The sequence below is a fragment of the Nocardioides sp. LHG3406-4 genome (assembly GCF_049897745.1).
GTDB lineage: Bacteria > Actinomycetota > Actinomycetes > Propionibacteriales > Nocardioidaceae > Nocardioides.
Map to the genome: position 1 here is coordinate 222,682 of NZ_JAFCWV010000001.1, position 14,109 is coordinate 236,790.

The window sequence follows — 14,109 nt, forward strand, 5'->3', positions numbered from 1 at the left end:
CGGGTCACGGGCGGACGTCGACCCGCTCGTCGTACGGCGAGTCGGGGTCGAGGATGGAGTGCTCCCGGACCCGCGCCCGGTACAGGCGGAGGCGGGCCTCGCCGGACACCCGCTCCGTTCCCCAGGCGGGCATCCCCTGGCGCTCCGCCTTCCGGGAGAACACCGCCATCCCGCTTGCGAGCGACGTCGGGTCCTGCACCTGCTCGCAGTCGGCTCGCATGTAGACGGCCTGCCCGGCTCCCGGGGTGGCGGTCGAGTCGAACACCACCATGCCGATCTGCGGGCGCGCCGCGATGTTCTGCGAGTGCCGCGCCCCGGGGAAGGAGACCCAGAAGAGCTCTCGGTAGTCCTCCTGCGCGAACCACACCGGCGAGGCCCACGGCATCCCGGTCGCGTCAGCAGTCGCGAGCACCACGTAGGAGGAGTCGTCGAGGATCGAGCGCGCGAGGTCGACGTTCGTCATGCTCGGGACGCGCTACTCCGGCTCGTCGATCGTGTGCATCGCGGCCTCTTCGGCGCTCGCGCCGGCGCCGTCGATGCCCTCGTCCTCGGCGTACAGGTCGTTGTAGGGGCTGTCGCCGCCCTGGTCGGGCGACGCGAGCCGACCGGTGCGCTGGGTGCCGACCTCACCGCCGACGTCGCCGTCGAGAATGTCGGCGTCCGCCTCGGCGTCGGCGTCCTCCCAGACCTCGGGCTCCTCCTGGGCCATCCGCTCGTCGAGGGTCTCGCCCTCGATCTGCTCGGCGGTGGTCACGCCCTTGGCGGTGACCCCGCGATACCGCTCCGGGGGCGAGATGCCCTCGTCGAGGATGTCGTCGACACCCCGGTCGTCGAGCGTGTCTTCGGGCTGCAGCTGGTCTCCGCTCATGTTCGAGACCGTACGCCGCCGGCGGGCGCCGTCAACCGGCGAGCGCGTCCTGGGTGAGCCGCTCGAGCAGCTCGCGCACGTCGTCGACGCCGGCCGACCCGTAGACGAGGACCGTCTCGCCGTCGACGTCGGCGGCGTACCCCACGTCGCCGCCCTGGTCGGTCCAGGTCTCCCACGACGGTGCCAGGCTCCCCGGCGCCGAGACGGGGTCGCCCTGCGTGGCCTCCTCGTCGACGTAGGCCTCGACCAGGTCGTCGGCCGACTCGTCCTCCTGCCGTACGCCGACGAAGTCGCCCCGGTCGGTGAGCATCCCCAGCCCCCAGACCGGGTGGTCACCGGGCACCGAGTCGATGCTGGTCACCCGCCACCCTCCGGGCAGGGAGGGCGGGTAGGCCACCTGGCGGCCGGCCCCCTGGAGGTTGCGCACCGCCTCGAGGTAGTCGACCGTCTCGGGGCTGGCCTCGAGGTCGTTGCGATTGAGCGCGCGCAGGCCCACGAACCCCAAGATGGCGATCACGGTGACCAGCAGGGCACCGACCATGCCGGCGGCTGAGCGCTGGTACCGACCCGGCTTCTCACTCACGCCGGCCATCCTCTCAGGACGGTCCCGCCGGCCGACCGGGAGCCCGGGAGTCCGTCTTCGCGGGGGGCCGCTGCGGGAAGTGTTCCGCACATGCGGAATACTTCACGCGTGCCCACCTACAGAATTGCGGAGGCAGCAGACCTCCTGAGCGTCAGCGACGACACCGTCCGCCGCTGGCTCGACAACGGCCGGCTGCCGGTGCTGCCCGGCGACGGCCCCTCCCGCATCGACGGCATCGCGCTCGCCGAGCTGGCCACGTCGCTGGCCGACTCCCCCGACCGCGAGCGCACCCGCGCGGCAGCCGTCAGCGCTCGCAACCGGCTGCACGGCATCGTCACGGCCGTCCGCAAGGACACGGTGATGGCGCAGGTCGAGCTGGTCTGCGGGCCCTACCGGATCGTCTCGCTGATGAGCAGCGACGCCGCCACGGAGCTCGGTCTCGAGCCCGGGGTGCGCGCCTACGCATCGGTCAAGTCCACCAACGTGATCGTGGAGGTCCCGTGAAGAGGCTCGCTGCCGCCCTGGCCCTGCCCCTCGTCTTCGGCCTCCTCTCCGGGTGCTCCGGTGACGACGGCGGCGACGACGGGAGCGGGAGCGGCAGGCTGACCGTGCTCGCGGCGGCATCGCTGACCGACGTCTACGAGGAGATGGCGACCGGCTTCGAGAAGGCCACGGGCGCCGAGGTCACCTTCTCCTTCGGCTCCAGCACCGACCTCGCCCAGCAGGTCGCCGACGGCGCACCCGGTGACGTCCTCGCCACCGCCGACCAGACCTCCATGCAGGTTGCCGAGGACGCCGGGGTCACCGGGGACGTCGAGACCTTCGCCACCAACGTGCTGACGATCGTGACCCCGCCCGACAACCCCGCGGGCATCAGGAGCCTCGACGACCTCGAGGGCGCTACCTGGGTGCGGTGCTCCGACGAGGCGCCCTGCGGCCGGGTCGCCCTGGCCGTCCTCGAGGCCAACGGCGTCACCGCCGAGCCGGCGAGCCTGGAGGACGACGTGCGCGCCACCCTCGACAAGGTGACGTCGGGCGAGGCCGACGCGGGCCTGGTCTACGCCAGCGACGCGGTCGCCGCGGGCGACTCGGTCGCCACCGTCGAGATCCCGGGCGCGGAGCACCAGCTGACGTCGTACCTCACGACCACGCTCGAGCAGGGCAAGGACGCCGACCTGGCGCAGGAGTGGGTCGACTACGTGCTCTCGGACAAGGGCCAGGCAGCGCTCGCCGACGCCGGGTTCTCCGCGCCGTGAGGCACCGATGAGGGACAACCTCGGCCGGGCGCCGGCGCTGCTGGTGGTGCCGGCCGCCGTCGCGACGCTGCTGCTGACCGTGCCGCTCGTGGCGATGGTGGCCGCGACCGACTGGCCGGACCTGCCCAGCCAGCTCCGGTCGGAGCCGTTGCGCGAGGCGCTGTGGCTGTCTCTGGTGACCTCCACGGCGGCGGTGTCCATCTGCCTGGTCTTCGGCCTGCCGCTGGCCTGGGTGCTGGCGCGGGTCGACTTCCGGGGTCGCGGCGTGCTGCGCGCGCTCGTCACCGTGCCGCTGGTGCTGCCGCCGGTGGTGGCGGGGGTGGCACTCCGGACGGCGTTCGGCCGGACCGGCTTCCTCGGGGAGCCGCTGCTCGACGCCACCGGCTTCGGCTTCCCGTTCACGACCTGGGGAGTGGTCCTGGCCCACGTGTTCGTCTGCATGCCGTTCGTCGTGATCAGCATCGAGGGGGCGCTGCGCTCGACGAACCCGGAGTACGACGCCGCCGCGGCGACGCTCGGCGCCACCCGGTGGACCACCTTCCGCCGGGTCACGGTGCCACTGGCGCTGCCCGGCATCGTGGCCGGCGCGGTGCTCGGCTGGGCGCGTTCACTGGGAGAGTTCGGTGCGACCATCACGTTCAACGGCAACTACCCCGGGACCACGCAGACCATGCCCACCCTCATCTACGTCAAGCGCCAGTCCGACCAGGACGCCGCGCTGGCGCTGAGCCTCGTCATGCTCCTCGTCTCGGTCGTCGTGCTCCTCGCGCTGCGCGACCGCTGGCTCGGCACCCGGATGGCCGGCGCGTGAGCGACCACCCGACCGGCACCGGCCTCGACGTCCGCGTCGAGGTGCCGGGCCGGGTGCGTGCGTCCTTCACGGCCGCGGCCGGTGAGGTGATCGCCGTGATCGGGCCCAACGGCGCCGGCAAGTCGTCGCTGGTGCGCGCCCTCGCGGGCCTCGCGCCGGCCGAAGGGCACGCGCGGCTCGACGGCACCGACCTCCTCGCCGTCCCGGCCCGGGAGCGCAGCGTCGGCCTGGTCTTCCAGGGCCAGCTGCTCTTCCCGCACCTCAGCGCCCTCGACAACGTCGCCTTCGGGCCCCGGGCCCGCGGCGTGCCGCGCGCCGAGGCAGACACCGACGCCCGGGTCTGGCTGGACAGGTTCGGGGTGGGCGAGCTCGCCAGCCGCAAGCCGCGCCAGCTCTCCGGCGGCCAGGCGCAGCGCGTGGCGATCGCCCGCGCGCTGGCCACGAAGCCCCGGCTGCTGCTGCTCGACGAGCCGCTGACCGGTCTCGACGTCAAGGTCGCGATGGCGCTGCGCATCGAGCTCGGCCGCCACCTGTCGTCGTACGACGGTGTCACGCTGCTGATCACGCACCACGCCATCGACGCGCTCACCCTCGCCGACCGGGTGGTGGTGCTCGACGGCGGCGAGGTGGCCCAGGTCGGTACGCCGGCCGAGGTGTCGCAGCGTCCCCGCACCGAGCACGTCGCCCGGCTCGTCGGCCTCAACGTGGTGCGTCACGAGGACGAGCTGATGAGCTTCACGCCCGACGCGGTGGCGATCTCCCTCGAGGAGCCCGTCGGATCCCCTCGCCTGCGCTGGCGCGGCGTGGTCGCGGACGTGTCGCCCCACGGCGACGCCGTACGGCTGCTCGTGCATGCCGAGCCTGACCTGATCGCCGACGTCACGCCAGCCGCTGCGACCGAGCTCGGGCTGACCCCGGGCCGTGCGGTCTGGCTCTCGGTCAAGGCGACCTCGGTGCGCCGCTACCCGGCGTCGGCCGGGGTGTCGCCGGACGGGCCCTCCACCAGGCCGCAACCCGGCGATAGCATGCGGCCATGAGCCCTAAGGACCTCACGGTCGCCCCCCAGTCGCCGGACCGCAACCTGGCCCTCGAGCTGGTGCGGGTCACCGAGGCCGCGGCCATGGCTGCCGGCCGCTGGGTGGGGCGGGGCGACAAGAACGACGCTGACGGCGTGGCCGTCCACGCCATGCGCGTGATGATCTCGTCGATCGGCATGAACGGCACCGTGGTGATCGGCGAGGGCGAGAAGGACAACGCCCCGATGCTCTTCAACGGCGAGAACGTCGGCGACGGCACCGGTCCCGACTGCGACGTGGCGGTCGACCCGATCGACGGCACCACCCTGACGGCCAAGGGCATGGCCAACGCCATCTCCGTGCTGGCCGTCGCGCCCCGCGGCACGATGTACGACCCCTCGGCCGTGTTCTACATGGAGAAGCTGGTGACCGGGCCGGAGGCGGCCAGCGTGGTCGACATCCGCTACCCGGTCGCCGAGAACATCCACCAGGTCGCCAAGGCGAAGGGCTCGCGCCCCGAGGACGTCACGGTCGTCGTCCTCGACCGGCCGCGGCACGCTCGGCTCGTCGAGGAGATCCGGGCCACCGGCGCCCGCATCAAGTTCATCACCGACGGCGACGTGGCCGGCGCCATCATGGCCGCCCGACCCGACACCGGCATCGACCTGCTGCTGGGCGTCGGCGGAACCCCGGAGGGGATCATCTCCGCCTGCGCGATGAAGTGCCTCGGCGGCGTGATCCAGGGCCGCCTGTGGCCCCAGGACGACGCCGAGCGGCAGCGGGCCATCGACGCCGGGCACGACCTCGACCCCGAGCACGTCCTCGCCACCGACGACCTCGTCACCGGCGACGACTGCTTCTTCGTCGCCACCGGCATCACCGACGGCGAGCTGATGCGGGGAGTGCGCTACCGCCCGGACGGCGCCACGACCCACTCGCTCGTGATGCGCTCGCGCAGCGGCACCATCCGCTCGATCACCTCCGAGCACCAGCTCAGCAAGCTGCGCAGCTTCTCCGCGATCGACTTCGACAGCTAGTCCGGCGGGAGGGTGCCCCGCCCGGCGCCGTCGTGTTGACTGGCTCCATGTCCTCGACGTCCTCCCGGCAGCCGGACACCACGGTCTCCGAGGAGCTGTTCGCCCCGGTGAGCGCCGCCGTGGAGCTCTGCTACCAGACCTACGGCGACCCGGACGCCGATCCCCTGCTGCTCGTCATGGGTCTCGGCGGGCCGATGACCTGGTGGGACCCGGAGCTGTGCCGCCGGCTCGCCGGCCACGGGTTCTTCGTGATCCGCTTCGACAACCGCGACACCGGCCGCTCCACCAAGGTTCCCGGCCGGGTCACCCGCGCCCAGCTGGTGCGGGCGTTCGCCGGCCGCCCCGTGCGCGCGCCGTACTCCATGAGCGACCTGGCCGACGACGCGTTCGGCCTGCTCGACCACCTCGGCATCGAGTCGGCGCACGTGGCCGGCGTCTCGATGGGCGGCATGGTGGCGCAGACGATGGCGGTCGAGCGACCCGCCCGAGTGCGCTCCCTGACGAGCATCATGTCGACGACCGGGCGGCGCACCGTGGGCTGGCAGAGCCCGCGTCTGCTGCCGATGCTCATCGGCAACAGGAGGGCCGGGCGCGAGGCCTACGTCGCGTCGAGCGCGGCGACATGGGCGATGATCGGCTCGCCGGCGTTCCCCGTGGACCAGGCCGACGCCAGGGCGCGCGCCAAGGAGACCTTCGACCGCGGCTTCTCGGCCGCCGGCGTGCTCCGCCAGATGCTGGCCGTCCTCACCCAGCCGAACCGCACCCGGCGGCTGGGTGAGGTGCGGCTGCCGACCCTGGTCGTGCACGGAGCGGCCGACCGCATGGTGCACGTCTCCGGGGGCCGGGCGACCGCCGCGGCGGTGCCGGACGCGGAGCTCGTCCTCATCGACGGGATGGGCCACGACCTGCCGCCCGAACTCTTCGACACGTTCAGCGACGCGATCCGGCGCACGGCCGACCGCGCCGCACCCGGGTGATGCGCTCATGGTTGCCAAACGTCCCAACTAGGGATAGACGTGACCTAGACCACAGGAGGGAGTTGGCATGAGTAGACCCATGCACCGAGGAGGGGTACGGCGCTCGTTGGCGGCCGGCCTGAGCCTGATCGGCATGGCCGGACTGCTGGCGGCGTGCGGAGGCGACGGCAGCGGCAAGCCGGTACTCAACTGGTACATCAACCCCGATGGCCAGGAGACGCTCGGCCAGCTCGCCGACCAGTGCAGCACCGACAAGTACGACGTGGAGCTGCAGCTTCTCCCCACGAGTGCGACCGACCAGCGCACCCAGCTGGCCCGCCGGCTCGCGGCCGAGGACAGCTCGACCGACCTGATGAGCCTCGACCCGGTCTTCGTGCCCGAGTTCGCCAACGCCGGCTGGCTAGCCGAGCTCGACAGCTCGATCGTCGATGACGACGTCCTGTCGGGCGCGGCCGACACGGTGATGTGGGAGGACAAGGTCTACGCCGCCCCGCAGTGGGCCAACACCCAGCTGCTCTGGTACCGCAAGTCGCTCGCCGAGGCCGCCGGCCTCGACATGTCGCAGCCGGTCACCTGGGACCAGATCATCGACGCGGCCGACTCCGAGGGCGGCACCGTCGGCGTCCAGGCCAACCGCTACGAGGCCTACGTCGTGTGGATCAACGCCATGGTGATGGGCGCCGGTGGCGACATCATCAGCGACACCGAGGCCGGTCGCGACGCGAAGGTCGACATCGACTCCGACGCCGGCAGGGAGGCGGCGGCGATCATCAGCAAGCTCGCCGACTCCAGCGCCGCCCAAGCCGACTTCACCGTCTCCAACGAGGGCACCAGCCTCGGCCAGATGTTCCCCGAGGAGGGTCCCGGCGAGTTCATGACCAACTGGACCTTCGTCTACAAGAACTACGAGGGCCTGGTCGGCGACTCGCTCGACGAGGAGCAGTTCAAGGACCTCGGCTTCGCCCGTTACCCCGCCACCGTCGAGGGCGAGCCCTCGAGGCCGCCGATCGGCGGCATCGACATCGGGGTGGGTGCCTACTCCGAGGATCTCGACTTCGCCAAGGAGGCGGCTGCCTGCATCACGAGCCCGGAGGCGCAGTCGGCGCTCGCCGTCAACGAGGGCCTGATGCCTGCACGTGGCTCGGTCTACGACTCCCCCGAGCTGGCCGAGGCTTACCCGCCCGAGCTGCTCGAGCTCTACCGCACCAGCATCGAGGACGGCGGGCCGCGCCCCAAGAGCGCGTTCTACAGCCAGATCTCGAGCGCGGTCCAGTCGGTGTGGCACTCGCCCACAGCCGTCGATGAGGACACCCCTGCGGAGTCTGCGAAGTTCCTGAAAGACGTGCTGAGCGGAAGGAGTCTCCTGTGAGCACGACCGTGACGGCCCCCAGGAAGAGCGAGAAGGCGCCGAGGGTCGATCCCAGCGACCGGACCCGGGCCGAGAACAGGCTCGGGATGAAGCTGGTCGCCCCGGCGATCGTCCTGATGCTGCTGGTGACGGCGTTCCCGATGCTTCGGGCGCTGTACCTCAGCCTCTTCAACTACAGCCTCACCGCTCCCGACGACCGTGAGTTCGTGGGCCTCTCCAACTTCCTGACGGCACTCACCGACAGCCTGTTCTGGCGAGACACCGCCAACACCGTGCTGATCATGGTGGTGACGGTGGCGATCGAGCTGGTGATCGGCTTCGCGTTCGCCATGGTGATGCACCGGGTGATCTTCGCCCGGGGCATCATCCGTACGTCGATCCTCATCCCCTACGGCATCATCACCGTGGTCTCCGGCTTCGCCTGGCAGTTCGCCTTCAGCAACTCCAACGGCTTCGTCAACAGCTGGCTGCCACTCATCGGGAACGACTTCAACTGGTTCGGCGAGTATCCCAGCGCGATGATCGCCATCATGGTCTCCGAGATCTGGAAGACCACTCCGTTCATGTCGCTGCTGCTGCTGGCCGGTCTGGCCCAGGTCTCGGAGGACATGATCGAGGCCGCCCAGGTAGACGGTGCCTCCTGGTGGCAACGGCTGTGGAAGGTGATCCTGCCCAACATGCGGTCGGCGATCATGGTGGCCGTCCTCTTCAGGGCCCTGGACGCCTACCGGATCTTCGACAACATCTTCGTGATGACGGCGGGTGCGCAGGGCACGGAGTCCGTGTCGTTCCTGACCTACCGGCAGGTGATCGAGCAGTTCCAGCTCGGGATCGGCTCAGCGCTCTCGGTGCTGCTGTTCCTCTCGGTGCTGGTGATCGCGTTCGTGATCGTCAAGGTGTTCCGCGTCGACCTCGCCGCGGCCCGACAGGAGGGATGACATGAGCACGAAGAACCGCGTCGGCACCGTGATCGGCGCCATCTTGATTCTCGTGTGGTGCCTGCTGCCGGTCGCCTGGATCATCTCGCTCTCCTTCAAGTCGCCGGAGGCCATCACCACCGGCAGCCCGGGCTTCCTCCCGAGCGACGGCGGCGGTGCGGGGTGGCAGAACTACTCCGACGTCCTCGCCGACGACCAGTTCCGAAGGGCGATCATCAACTCCATCGGCATCTCGCTGATCGCCACGCTGCTGTCGGTCATCATCGCCACCCTGGCGGCGTACGCCATCGCCCGGCTGGAGTTCACCGGCAAGAAGTTCGTGCTCACGCTGGCCCTGGTGATCGCGATGTTCCCGGTGGTGTCGCTGGTGGGCCCGCTGTTCGACATGTGGCGCACCTTCGGCATCTACGACACCTGGCCCGGCCTGATCATCCCCTACATGTCCTTCACGCTGCCGCTGGCGATCTGGACCCTCTCCGCCTTCTTCCGCGAGATCCCGTGGGAGATGGAGCAGGCCGCCCAGGTCGACGGCGCCACGTCGTGGCAGGCGTTCCGCAAGGTCATCGTCCCGTTGGCCGCGCCGGGTGTCTTCACCGCCGCGATCTTGACCTTCTTCTTCGCGTGGAACGACTTCGTGTTCGGCATCTCGCTGACCTCGACCGAGGCAGCACGACCCATTCCGGCAGCGCTGTCGTTCTTCGTCGGCGCTGACCCGTTCAACCGGCCGGCGTCCCTGCTGGCCGCGGGAGCCGTCGTCTCGACCATCCCGATCATCATCATCGTCCTGCTGTTCCAGCGAAAGATCGTCGCGGGTCTCACCAGCGGCGCAGTGAAGGGTTGAGGTCATGGCTGCCATCACCATGCAGAACATCGTCAAGAAGTACGGCGACGGATTCCCGGCCGTGAATGACGTCAGCATCGACGTGGCCGACGGGGAGTTCATGATCCTCGTCGGGCCGTCGGGCTGCGGGAAGTCCACGCTGCTGCGGATGATCGTGGGGCTCGAGGACATCACCTCGGGCGACATGGTCATCGGCGACCGGAAGGTGAACGACCTGGCTCCGCGCGACCGCAACCTCGCGATGGTGTTCCAGAACTACGCCCTCTACCCGCACCTCACGGTCTACGAGAACATCGCGTTCCCGCTCCGGCTCGCGGGTGCCTCCGACAGCGAGGTCGACGAGAAGGTGCGCAAGGCATCGAAGACGCTGGAGCTCGACGAGCACCTCGATCGCAAGCCCGGCAACCTGTCGGGCGGTCAGCGGCAGCGGGTGGCGATGGGTCGGGCGATCGTCCGCGACGCCGACGCGTTCCTCTTCGACGAGCCGCTGTCCAACCTCGACGCCAAGCTCCGCGGCCAGATGCGCACCGAGATCTCGCGGCTGCAGAAGCGGCTCGGCATCACCACGGTCTACGTCACCCACGACCAGACCGAGGCAATGACGCTCGGTGACCGGGTCGCTGTGCTCAAGCGGGGCGTGCTCCAGCAGCTCGCGTCGCCGCGCGAGCTCTACGAGAACCCCGGGAACCTCTTCGTCGCCGGCTTCATCGGCTCCCCGCCGATGAACTTCGTGCCCGCGGAGGTCGACGGCACGTCGGTCAAGCTGCCGTTCGGCACGGTCACCATCCCGGAGGAGCGGGCCAAGAACGCCCAGGGCAAGGGCCTGCTGATCGCCGGCATCCGCCCCGAGCACTTCGAGGACGCCTCGGTGGTCACGGGGGGCAAGCCGGGCTCGACGTTCAAGGCCAAGGTCGACGTCGTCGAGTGGCTGGGCAACGAGGCCTTCGCCTACATCCCCTTCGAGGCGCCGCCGGAGGTGCAACAGCAGCTCGACCAGCTCGAGAAGGACCTGGACGGCGAGGCGATGCGCACGCAGGTCGTCGTCAGCCTCGACGGTGCCAGCAAGATCAGCGAGGGTGACGAGGCGGAGATCTGGGTGGACGCCACCAAGATCCACCTCTTCGACCCGACGACGGGCGAGAACCTCACCGTCGACCGCGAGCGGGCCGGGCGGATCCCCGGCGAGGAGGACCCGCAGGCGAAGGAGCACGCCGAGAAGATGGCCGACCAGGGCGAGCAGGTGCACTCGGCGGCCGAGGAGTCGAACCCCGACGCGACACGCTGATCGGGGAGGGACGACGTCCCTCGCGAGCTGACGAGGCCTACCGATGGCCGCCGTGCAGGAACCTGCGCGGCGGCTTCGGTGGGCCCTTCCGCAGCACGGTGACGGCGCCCATCAGGGCGATCCCGCGCACCCGCACGATGGGCGAGTCGGGGGTGATCTCGGGCGGGACCTTGTCACGCGCCTTGTCGAAGGCGCCCATGATGCCGACTCCCTCGACGATCACGTGGGTGTGGGCGTTGACGATGATGTCGATGCCGCCCCACACGGTGCTCGCGGTGATCACCGTCTCGTGGCTGGTGAAGACCGCCTCCCGCAGGTCGATGTCGACGCCGCCCATCAGCGCGAGCGCCGTGTGGGTCGGCCCGACGGTCCAGGCACCTCGCCGCGCCACGCCGCTCATCACCGCGAACGACGTGGAGTACGTCGGCGCGGCCAGGCCCCCGGGGACCGGTCGCGGCACCGGCGCGCTCGCCGGCCGGGGCACGACGTGGTGCGGGTGGGTAGGGAGGTCCAGGGTAAGCGGCACGAGGTCGCCGTACGTCTTGGCCGACCACGTGGCCTCGAGCCGCTCGTCGAGCTCGTCGAAGTCGAGCCGCCCGTCGCCGGCGGCCTCGCGCAGCACCTCGGCCACCCGCTGGCGGTCGGCGTCGGAGATGCGCATCTGGGACGGTTCCGGTGTCTCCCCCATGGCGTCAGGGTAGTACCCGCGTTCACCTCTCACAGCGGTTGCCAGCGCCGGTGCCGGGTGCCCTGTCCGCCCTCCCGGATCAGCTGCAGGCGGGGGCGGGGTCCGTCGGTGCGCCCGGTCTGCGGCTTGCGGCGGCCGGGCAGCCACGGCAGCGGCCACGGTGCACCGGGTCCGTCGTAGTCCTGCTCGACGGCGGCGTGCAGGGTCCAGGAGGGGTCGTAGAGGTGCGCCCGGCCGATCGCGCAGAGGTCGGCGCGGCCGGCCATCAGGATGGAGTTGACGTCGTCGAAGGAGGAGATGACGCCGACCGCGAGGGTCGGGACCCCGAGGCGGTTACGGATCGCGTCGGCGTACGGCGTCTGGTAGGACCGCCCGAACTCCGGGCGCTCGCGCGAGGTGACCTGGCCCGTGGAGACGTCGATCGCCGCCGCGCCCGCGTCGACGAAGGCCCGGGCGACCTCGAGCGACTCCTCCAGGGTCTGGCCGTCGTCGACCCAGTCGGTGGCCGAGATTCGCACGGTCATCGGCCGCTCCCGCGGCCACACCTCGCGGACCGCGCTGAACACCTCGATCGGGAAGCGCAGCCGGGAGTGCACGTCGCCGCCGTACTCGTCGCTGCGCCGGTTCGTCACCGGCGACAGGAACGCCGAGAGCAGGTAGCCGTGCGCGCTGTGCAGCTCCAGCAGGTCGAACCCGGCGTCGGCGCCGCGCCGGGCGGACTCGACGAACTCGTCGCGGATGGCGTCCATCTCGGTGCGGGTCAGCTCTCGCGGCACCTGGTTGACCCCCTCGCGGTAGGGCACGGGGGACGGCGCGACCACCTCCCAGTTGCCGTCGTCGAGCGGCTGGTCGATGCCCTCCCACATCAGCCTCGTCGAGCCCTTGCCGCCGGAGTGGCCGAGCTGCAGGCCGATCTTCGCGGCAGAGTTGGTGTGCACGAAGTCGGTGACGCGGCGCCAGGACGCCTGCTGCTCGTCGTCCCACAATCCCGTGCAGCCAGGGGTGATCCGGCCCTCCGGGGACACGCACACCATCTCCGTCATCACCAGCCCGGCGCCGCCGAGCGCCTTGCCGCCGAGGTGTACGAGGTGGAAGTCCGACGGCAGGCCGTCGACGGCGACGTACATGTCCATCGGGGAGACGACGACCCGGTTGACGAGGTCGAGCTCCCCGATCCGCGCGGGCTGGAACATCGGTGGGCAGGGGTCGGGGCTGCCGATGTGCCCGGCGAACCACTGGTCGCAGCGGGCCACGAACTCCGGGTCGCGCAGCCGCAGGTTGTCGTAGGTGACCCGCCGGCTCCGGGTCATGATGTTGAAGGCGAACTGCAAGGGCTCCTGGTGGACGTACTGCGGAAGGTTCTCGAACCACTCCAGGCTGGCCTGCGCGGCACGCTGGGTCGAGAGGACGACCGCCTTGCGCTCCGCCTCGTACGTCGCCAGCGCGGAGCCGAGGTCGCCGTCACCCTCCTGGGCAGCCTCGTGGAGGCAGGCCGCCAGGGCGAGGGCGTCCTCCATGGCGAGCTTGGTGCCGGAGCCGATGGAGAAGTGCGCCGTGTGCGCGGCGTCGCCCATGATCACCACGTTGTCGTGCACCCAGCGCTCGTTGCGGACCGTCGTGAAGCTGATCCAGCGGGAGTTGTTGGCCTTCACCTGGTGGCCCTCCAGCACGTCGGCGAAGAGCTCGCGGATCCGGTCGATCGAGGGCTCGTCGGACTCGCCCGGTGACCACGTGCGGTCCGCGAGCTCGGCGAAGCCGGCCTTCTCCCACACCGCCGAGGTCATCTCGACGATGAAGGTGCTGCCCGTGGCGTCGTAGGGGTAGCCGTGGATCTGCATCACGCCGTACGGCGTCTGCGCGACGTAGAACTTGAACGCGTCGAACACCTTGTCGGTGCCGAGCCAGATGTACTTGGCGTCGCGCTCCTCCAGCGTCGGCTCGAAGACGTCGGCGTACCTGCTCCGGACCGCGGAGCCGAGCCCGTCGCAGGCAACCACGAGGTCGTGGGTGTGGGCCAGCTCGTCGACGTCGGGTGCCTCGGTGCGGAAGTGGATGGACACGCCGAGCTCGCGACATCGCGCCTGCAGGATCTCCAGCAGCCGCTTGCGCGACATCGCCGCGAAGCCGTGCCCGCCGCTGGAGACGACCTCCCCCTTGAAGTGCACGTCGATGTCGTCCCAGATCGCGAATTCACGCTTCATCTGGGCGTAGACGTGCGGGTCGGCGTGCTCGATGCCCCCGAGGGTCTCGTCGCTGAAGACGACGCCGAAGCCGAACGTGTCGTCGGCGGCGTTGCGCTCCCAGACGGTGATCTCGTGCCGCTGGCCCAGCTGGCCCGCCAGCTGCTGGGCGAGGGCACCGAAGTAGAGGCCGCCCGGCCCGCCACCGATCACCGCGATGCGCATACGGATCAACATATTGCGTTCTTGACGGAAGTTGT

15 protein-coding genes are annotated in these 14,109 nt (G+C 70.5%); 10 read left to right on the forward strand and 5 right to left on the reverse strand.

Annotation, left to right across the window (positions count from 1 at the left end; all coding sequences use genetic code 11):
- Positions 1–4: 4 nt before the first annotated feature.
- From ACP7BP_RS01065 to ACP7BP_RS01075, 3 genes are read right to left on the reverse strand one after another with little or no spacing between them, the layout of a single operon-like run.
- Positions 5–463 (reverse strand): pyridoxamine 5'-phosphate oxidase family protein, encoded by a 459-nt coding sequence (locus ACP7BP_RS01065; protein ID WP_426241663.1) that lies wholly within the window; start codon positions 461–463, stop codon positions 5–7.
- A gap of 12 nt (positions 464–475) precedes the next feature.
- Positions 476–868 carry a DUF5709 domain-containing protein gene (locus ACP7BP_RS01070; RefSeq protein ID WP_426241665.1) on the reverse strand — a complete coding sequence of 131 codons (393 nt, stop codon included), beginning with the start codon at positions 866–868 and terminating at the stop codon, positions 476–478.
- Between the two features lie 31 nt (positions 869–899).
- A complete protein-coding gene (locus ACP7BP_RS01075; RefSeq protein WP_426241666.1) occupies positions 900–1,451 on the reverse strand; it encodes a DUF4245 domain-containing protein in 552 nt (183 codons plus the stop codon).
- Between the two features lie 108 nt (positions 1,452–1,559).
- Here ACP7BP_RS01075 and ACP7BP_RS01080 point away from each other — a divergent pair, with 108 nt between their 5' ends.
- The 10 genes from ACP7BP_RS01080 (at position 1,560) to ACP7BP_RS01125 (ending at position 10,981) form a co-directional block, all read left to right on the forward strand.
- Positions 1,560–1,955 (forward strand): TOBE domain-containing protein, encoded by a 396-nt coding sequence (locus ACP7BP_RS01080; RefSeq protein WP_426241668.1) that lies wholly within the window; start codon positions 1,560–1,562, stop codon positions 1,953–1,955.
- Entirely contained in the window at positions 1,952–2,707 is a 756-nt protein-coding gene (gene modA, locus ACP7BP_RS01085; RefSeq protein WP_426241670.1) for a molybdate ABC transporter substrate-binding protein, read from the forward strand. Before ACP7BP_RS01080 ends, modA begins: the two co-directional genes overlap by 4 nt.
- A 7-nt stretch (positions 2,708–2,714) precedes the next feature.
- The gene (locus ACP7BP_RS01090; protein ID WP_426241671.1) at positions 2,715–3,518 is read left to right on the forward strand and encodes an ABC transporter permease; all 804 of its coding nucleotides are present in this window, start codon (positions 2,715–2,717) and stop codon (positions 3,516–3,518) included.
- Positions 3,515–4,555 carry an ABC transporter ATP-binding protein gene (locus tag ACP7BP_RS01095; RefSeq protein WP_426241673.1) on the forward strand — a complete coding sequence of 347 codons (1,041 nt, stop codon included), beginning with the start codon at positions 3,515–3,517 and terminating at the stop codon, positions 4,553–4,555. The genes ACP7BP_RS01090 and ACP7BP_RS01095 overlap by 4 nt, the downstream gene beginning before the upstream one ends.
- The gene (gene glpX, locus ACP7BP_RS01100) at positions 4,552–5,571 is read left to right on the forward strand and encodes a class II fructose-bisphosphatase (RefSeq protein ID WP_426241675.1); all 1,020 of its coding nucleotides are present in this window, start codon (positions 4,552–4,554) and stop codon (positions 5,569–5,571) included. Before ACP7BP_RS01095 ends, glpX begins: the two co-directional genes overlap by 4 nt.
- Before the next feature lie 47 nt (positions 5,572–5,618).
- A complete protein-coding gene (locus ACP7BP_RS01105) occupies positions 5,619–6,548 on the forward strand; it encodes an alpha/beta fold hydrolase (protein WP_426241677.1) in 930 nt (309 codons plus the stop codon).
- A gap of 67 nt (positions 6,549–6,615) precedes the next feature.
- Positions 6,616–7,917: an extracellular solute-binding protein gene (locus tag ACP7BP_RS01110; RefSeq protein ID WP_426241679.1), complete on the forward strand. Its 1,302-nt coding sequence runs from the start codon at positions 6,616–6,618 to the stop codon at positions 7,915–7,917.
- The gene (locus ACP7BP_RS01115) at positions 7,914–8,855 is read left to right on the forward strand and encodes a carbohydrate ABC transporter permease (RefSeq protein WP_426241681.1); all 942 of its coding nucleotides are present in this window, start codon (positions 7,914–7,916) and stop codon (positions 8,853–8,855) included. Before ACP7BP_RS01110 ends, ACP7BP_RS01115 begins: the two co-directional genes overlap by 4 nt.
- A gap of 1 nt (position 8,856) precedes the next feature.
- A complete protein-coding gene (locus tag ACP7BP_RS01120; RefSeq protein WP_426241683.1) occupies positions 8,857–9,696 on the forward strand; it encodes a carbohydrate ABC transporter permease in 840 nt (279 codons plus the stop codon).
- Positions 9,697–9,700: 4 nt separating this feature from the next.
- Entirely contained in the window at positions 9,701–10,981 is a 1,281-nt protein-coding gene (locus tag ACP7BP_RS01125) for an ABC transporter ATP-binding protein (protein ID WP_426241685.1), read from the forward strand.
- Between the two features lie 37 nt (positions 10,982–11,018).
- Here ACP7BP_RS01125 and ACP7BP_RS01130 read toward each other — a convergent pair whose 3' ends face one another.
- On the reverse strand, positions 11,019–11,669 hold the full coding sequence (locus ACP7BP_RS01130) for a DUF1707 SHOCT-like domain-containing protein (RefSeq protein WP_426241686.1): 651 nt from the start codon (positions 11,667–11,669) through the stop codon (positions 11,019–11,021).
- Positions 11,670–11,698: 29 nt separating this feature from the next.
- Positions 11,699–14,074 (reverse strand): bifunctional salicylyl-CoA 5-hydroxylase/oxidoreductase, encoded by a 2,376-nt coding sequence (locus ACP7BP_RS01135; protein ID WP_426241688.1) that lies wholly within the window; start codon positions 14,072–14,074, stop codon positions 11,699–11,701.
- Positions 14,075–14,109: the final 35 nt, after the last annotated feature.

Excerpts from the sequence above, each read along its gene's own strand:
- ACP7BP_RS01090 (WP_426241671.1), top strand. The coding sequence starts at position 2,715 with ATGAGGGACAACCTCGGCCGGGCGCCGGCGCTGCTGGTGGTGCCGGCC.
- ACP7BP_RS01105 (WP_426241677.1), top strand. The coding sequence starts at position 5,619 with ATGTCCTCGACGTCCTCCCGGCAGCCGGACACCACGGTCTCCGAGGAG.
- ACP7BP_RS01065 (WP_426241663.1), bottom strand. The coding sequence starts at position 463 with ATGACGAACGTCGACCTCGCGCGCTCGATCCTCGACGACTCCTCCTAC.
- ACP7BP_RS01110 (WP_426241679.1), top strand. The coding sequence starts at position 6,616 with ATGAGTAGACCCATGCACCGAGGAGGGGTACGGCGCTCGTTGGCGGCC.
- ACP7BP_RS01135 (WP_426241688.1), bottom strand. The coding sequence starts at position 14,074 with ATGCGCATCGCGGTGATCGGTGGCGGGCCGGGCGGCCTCTACTTCGGT.
- ACP7BP_RS01130 (WP_426241686.1), bottom strand. The coding sequence starts at position 11,669 with ATGGGGGAGACACCGGAACCGTCCCAGATGCGCATCTCCGACGCCGAC.
- ACP7BP_RS01070 (WP_426241665.1), bottom strand. The coding sequence starts at position 868 with ATGAGCGGAGACCAGCTGCAGCCCGAAGACACGCTCGACGACCGGGGT.
- ACP7BP_RS01120 (WP_426241683.1), top strand. The coding sequence starts at position 8,857 with ATGAGCACGAAGAACCGCGTCGGCACCGTGATCGGCGCCATCTTGATT.
- glpX (WP_426241675.1), top strand. The coding sequence starts at position 4,552 with ATGAGCCCTAAGGACCTCACGGTCGCCCCCCAGTCGCCGGACCGCAAC.
- ACP7BP_RS01125 (WP_426241685.1), top strand. The coding sequence starts at position 9,701 with ATGGCTGCCATCACCATGCAGAACATCGTCAAGAAGTACGGCGACGGA.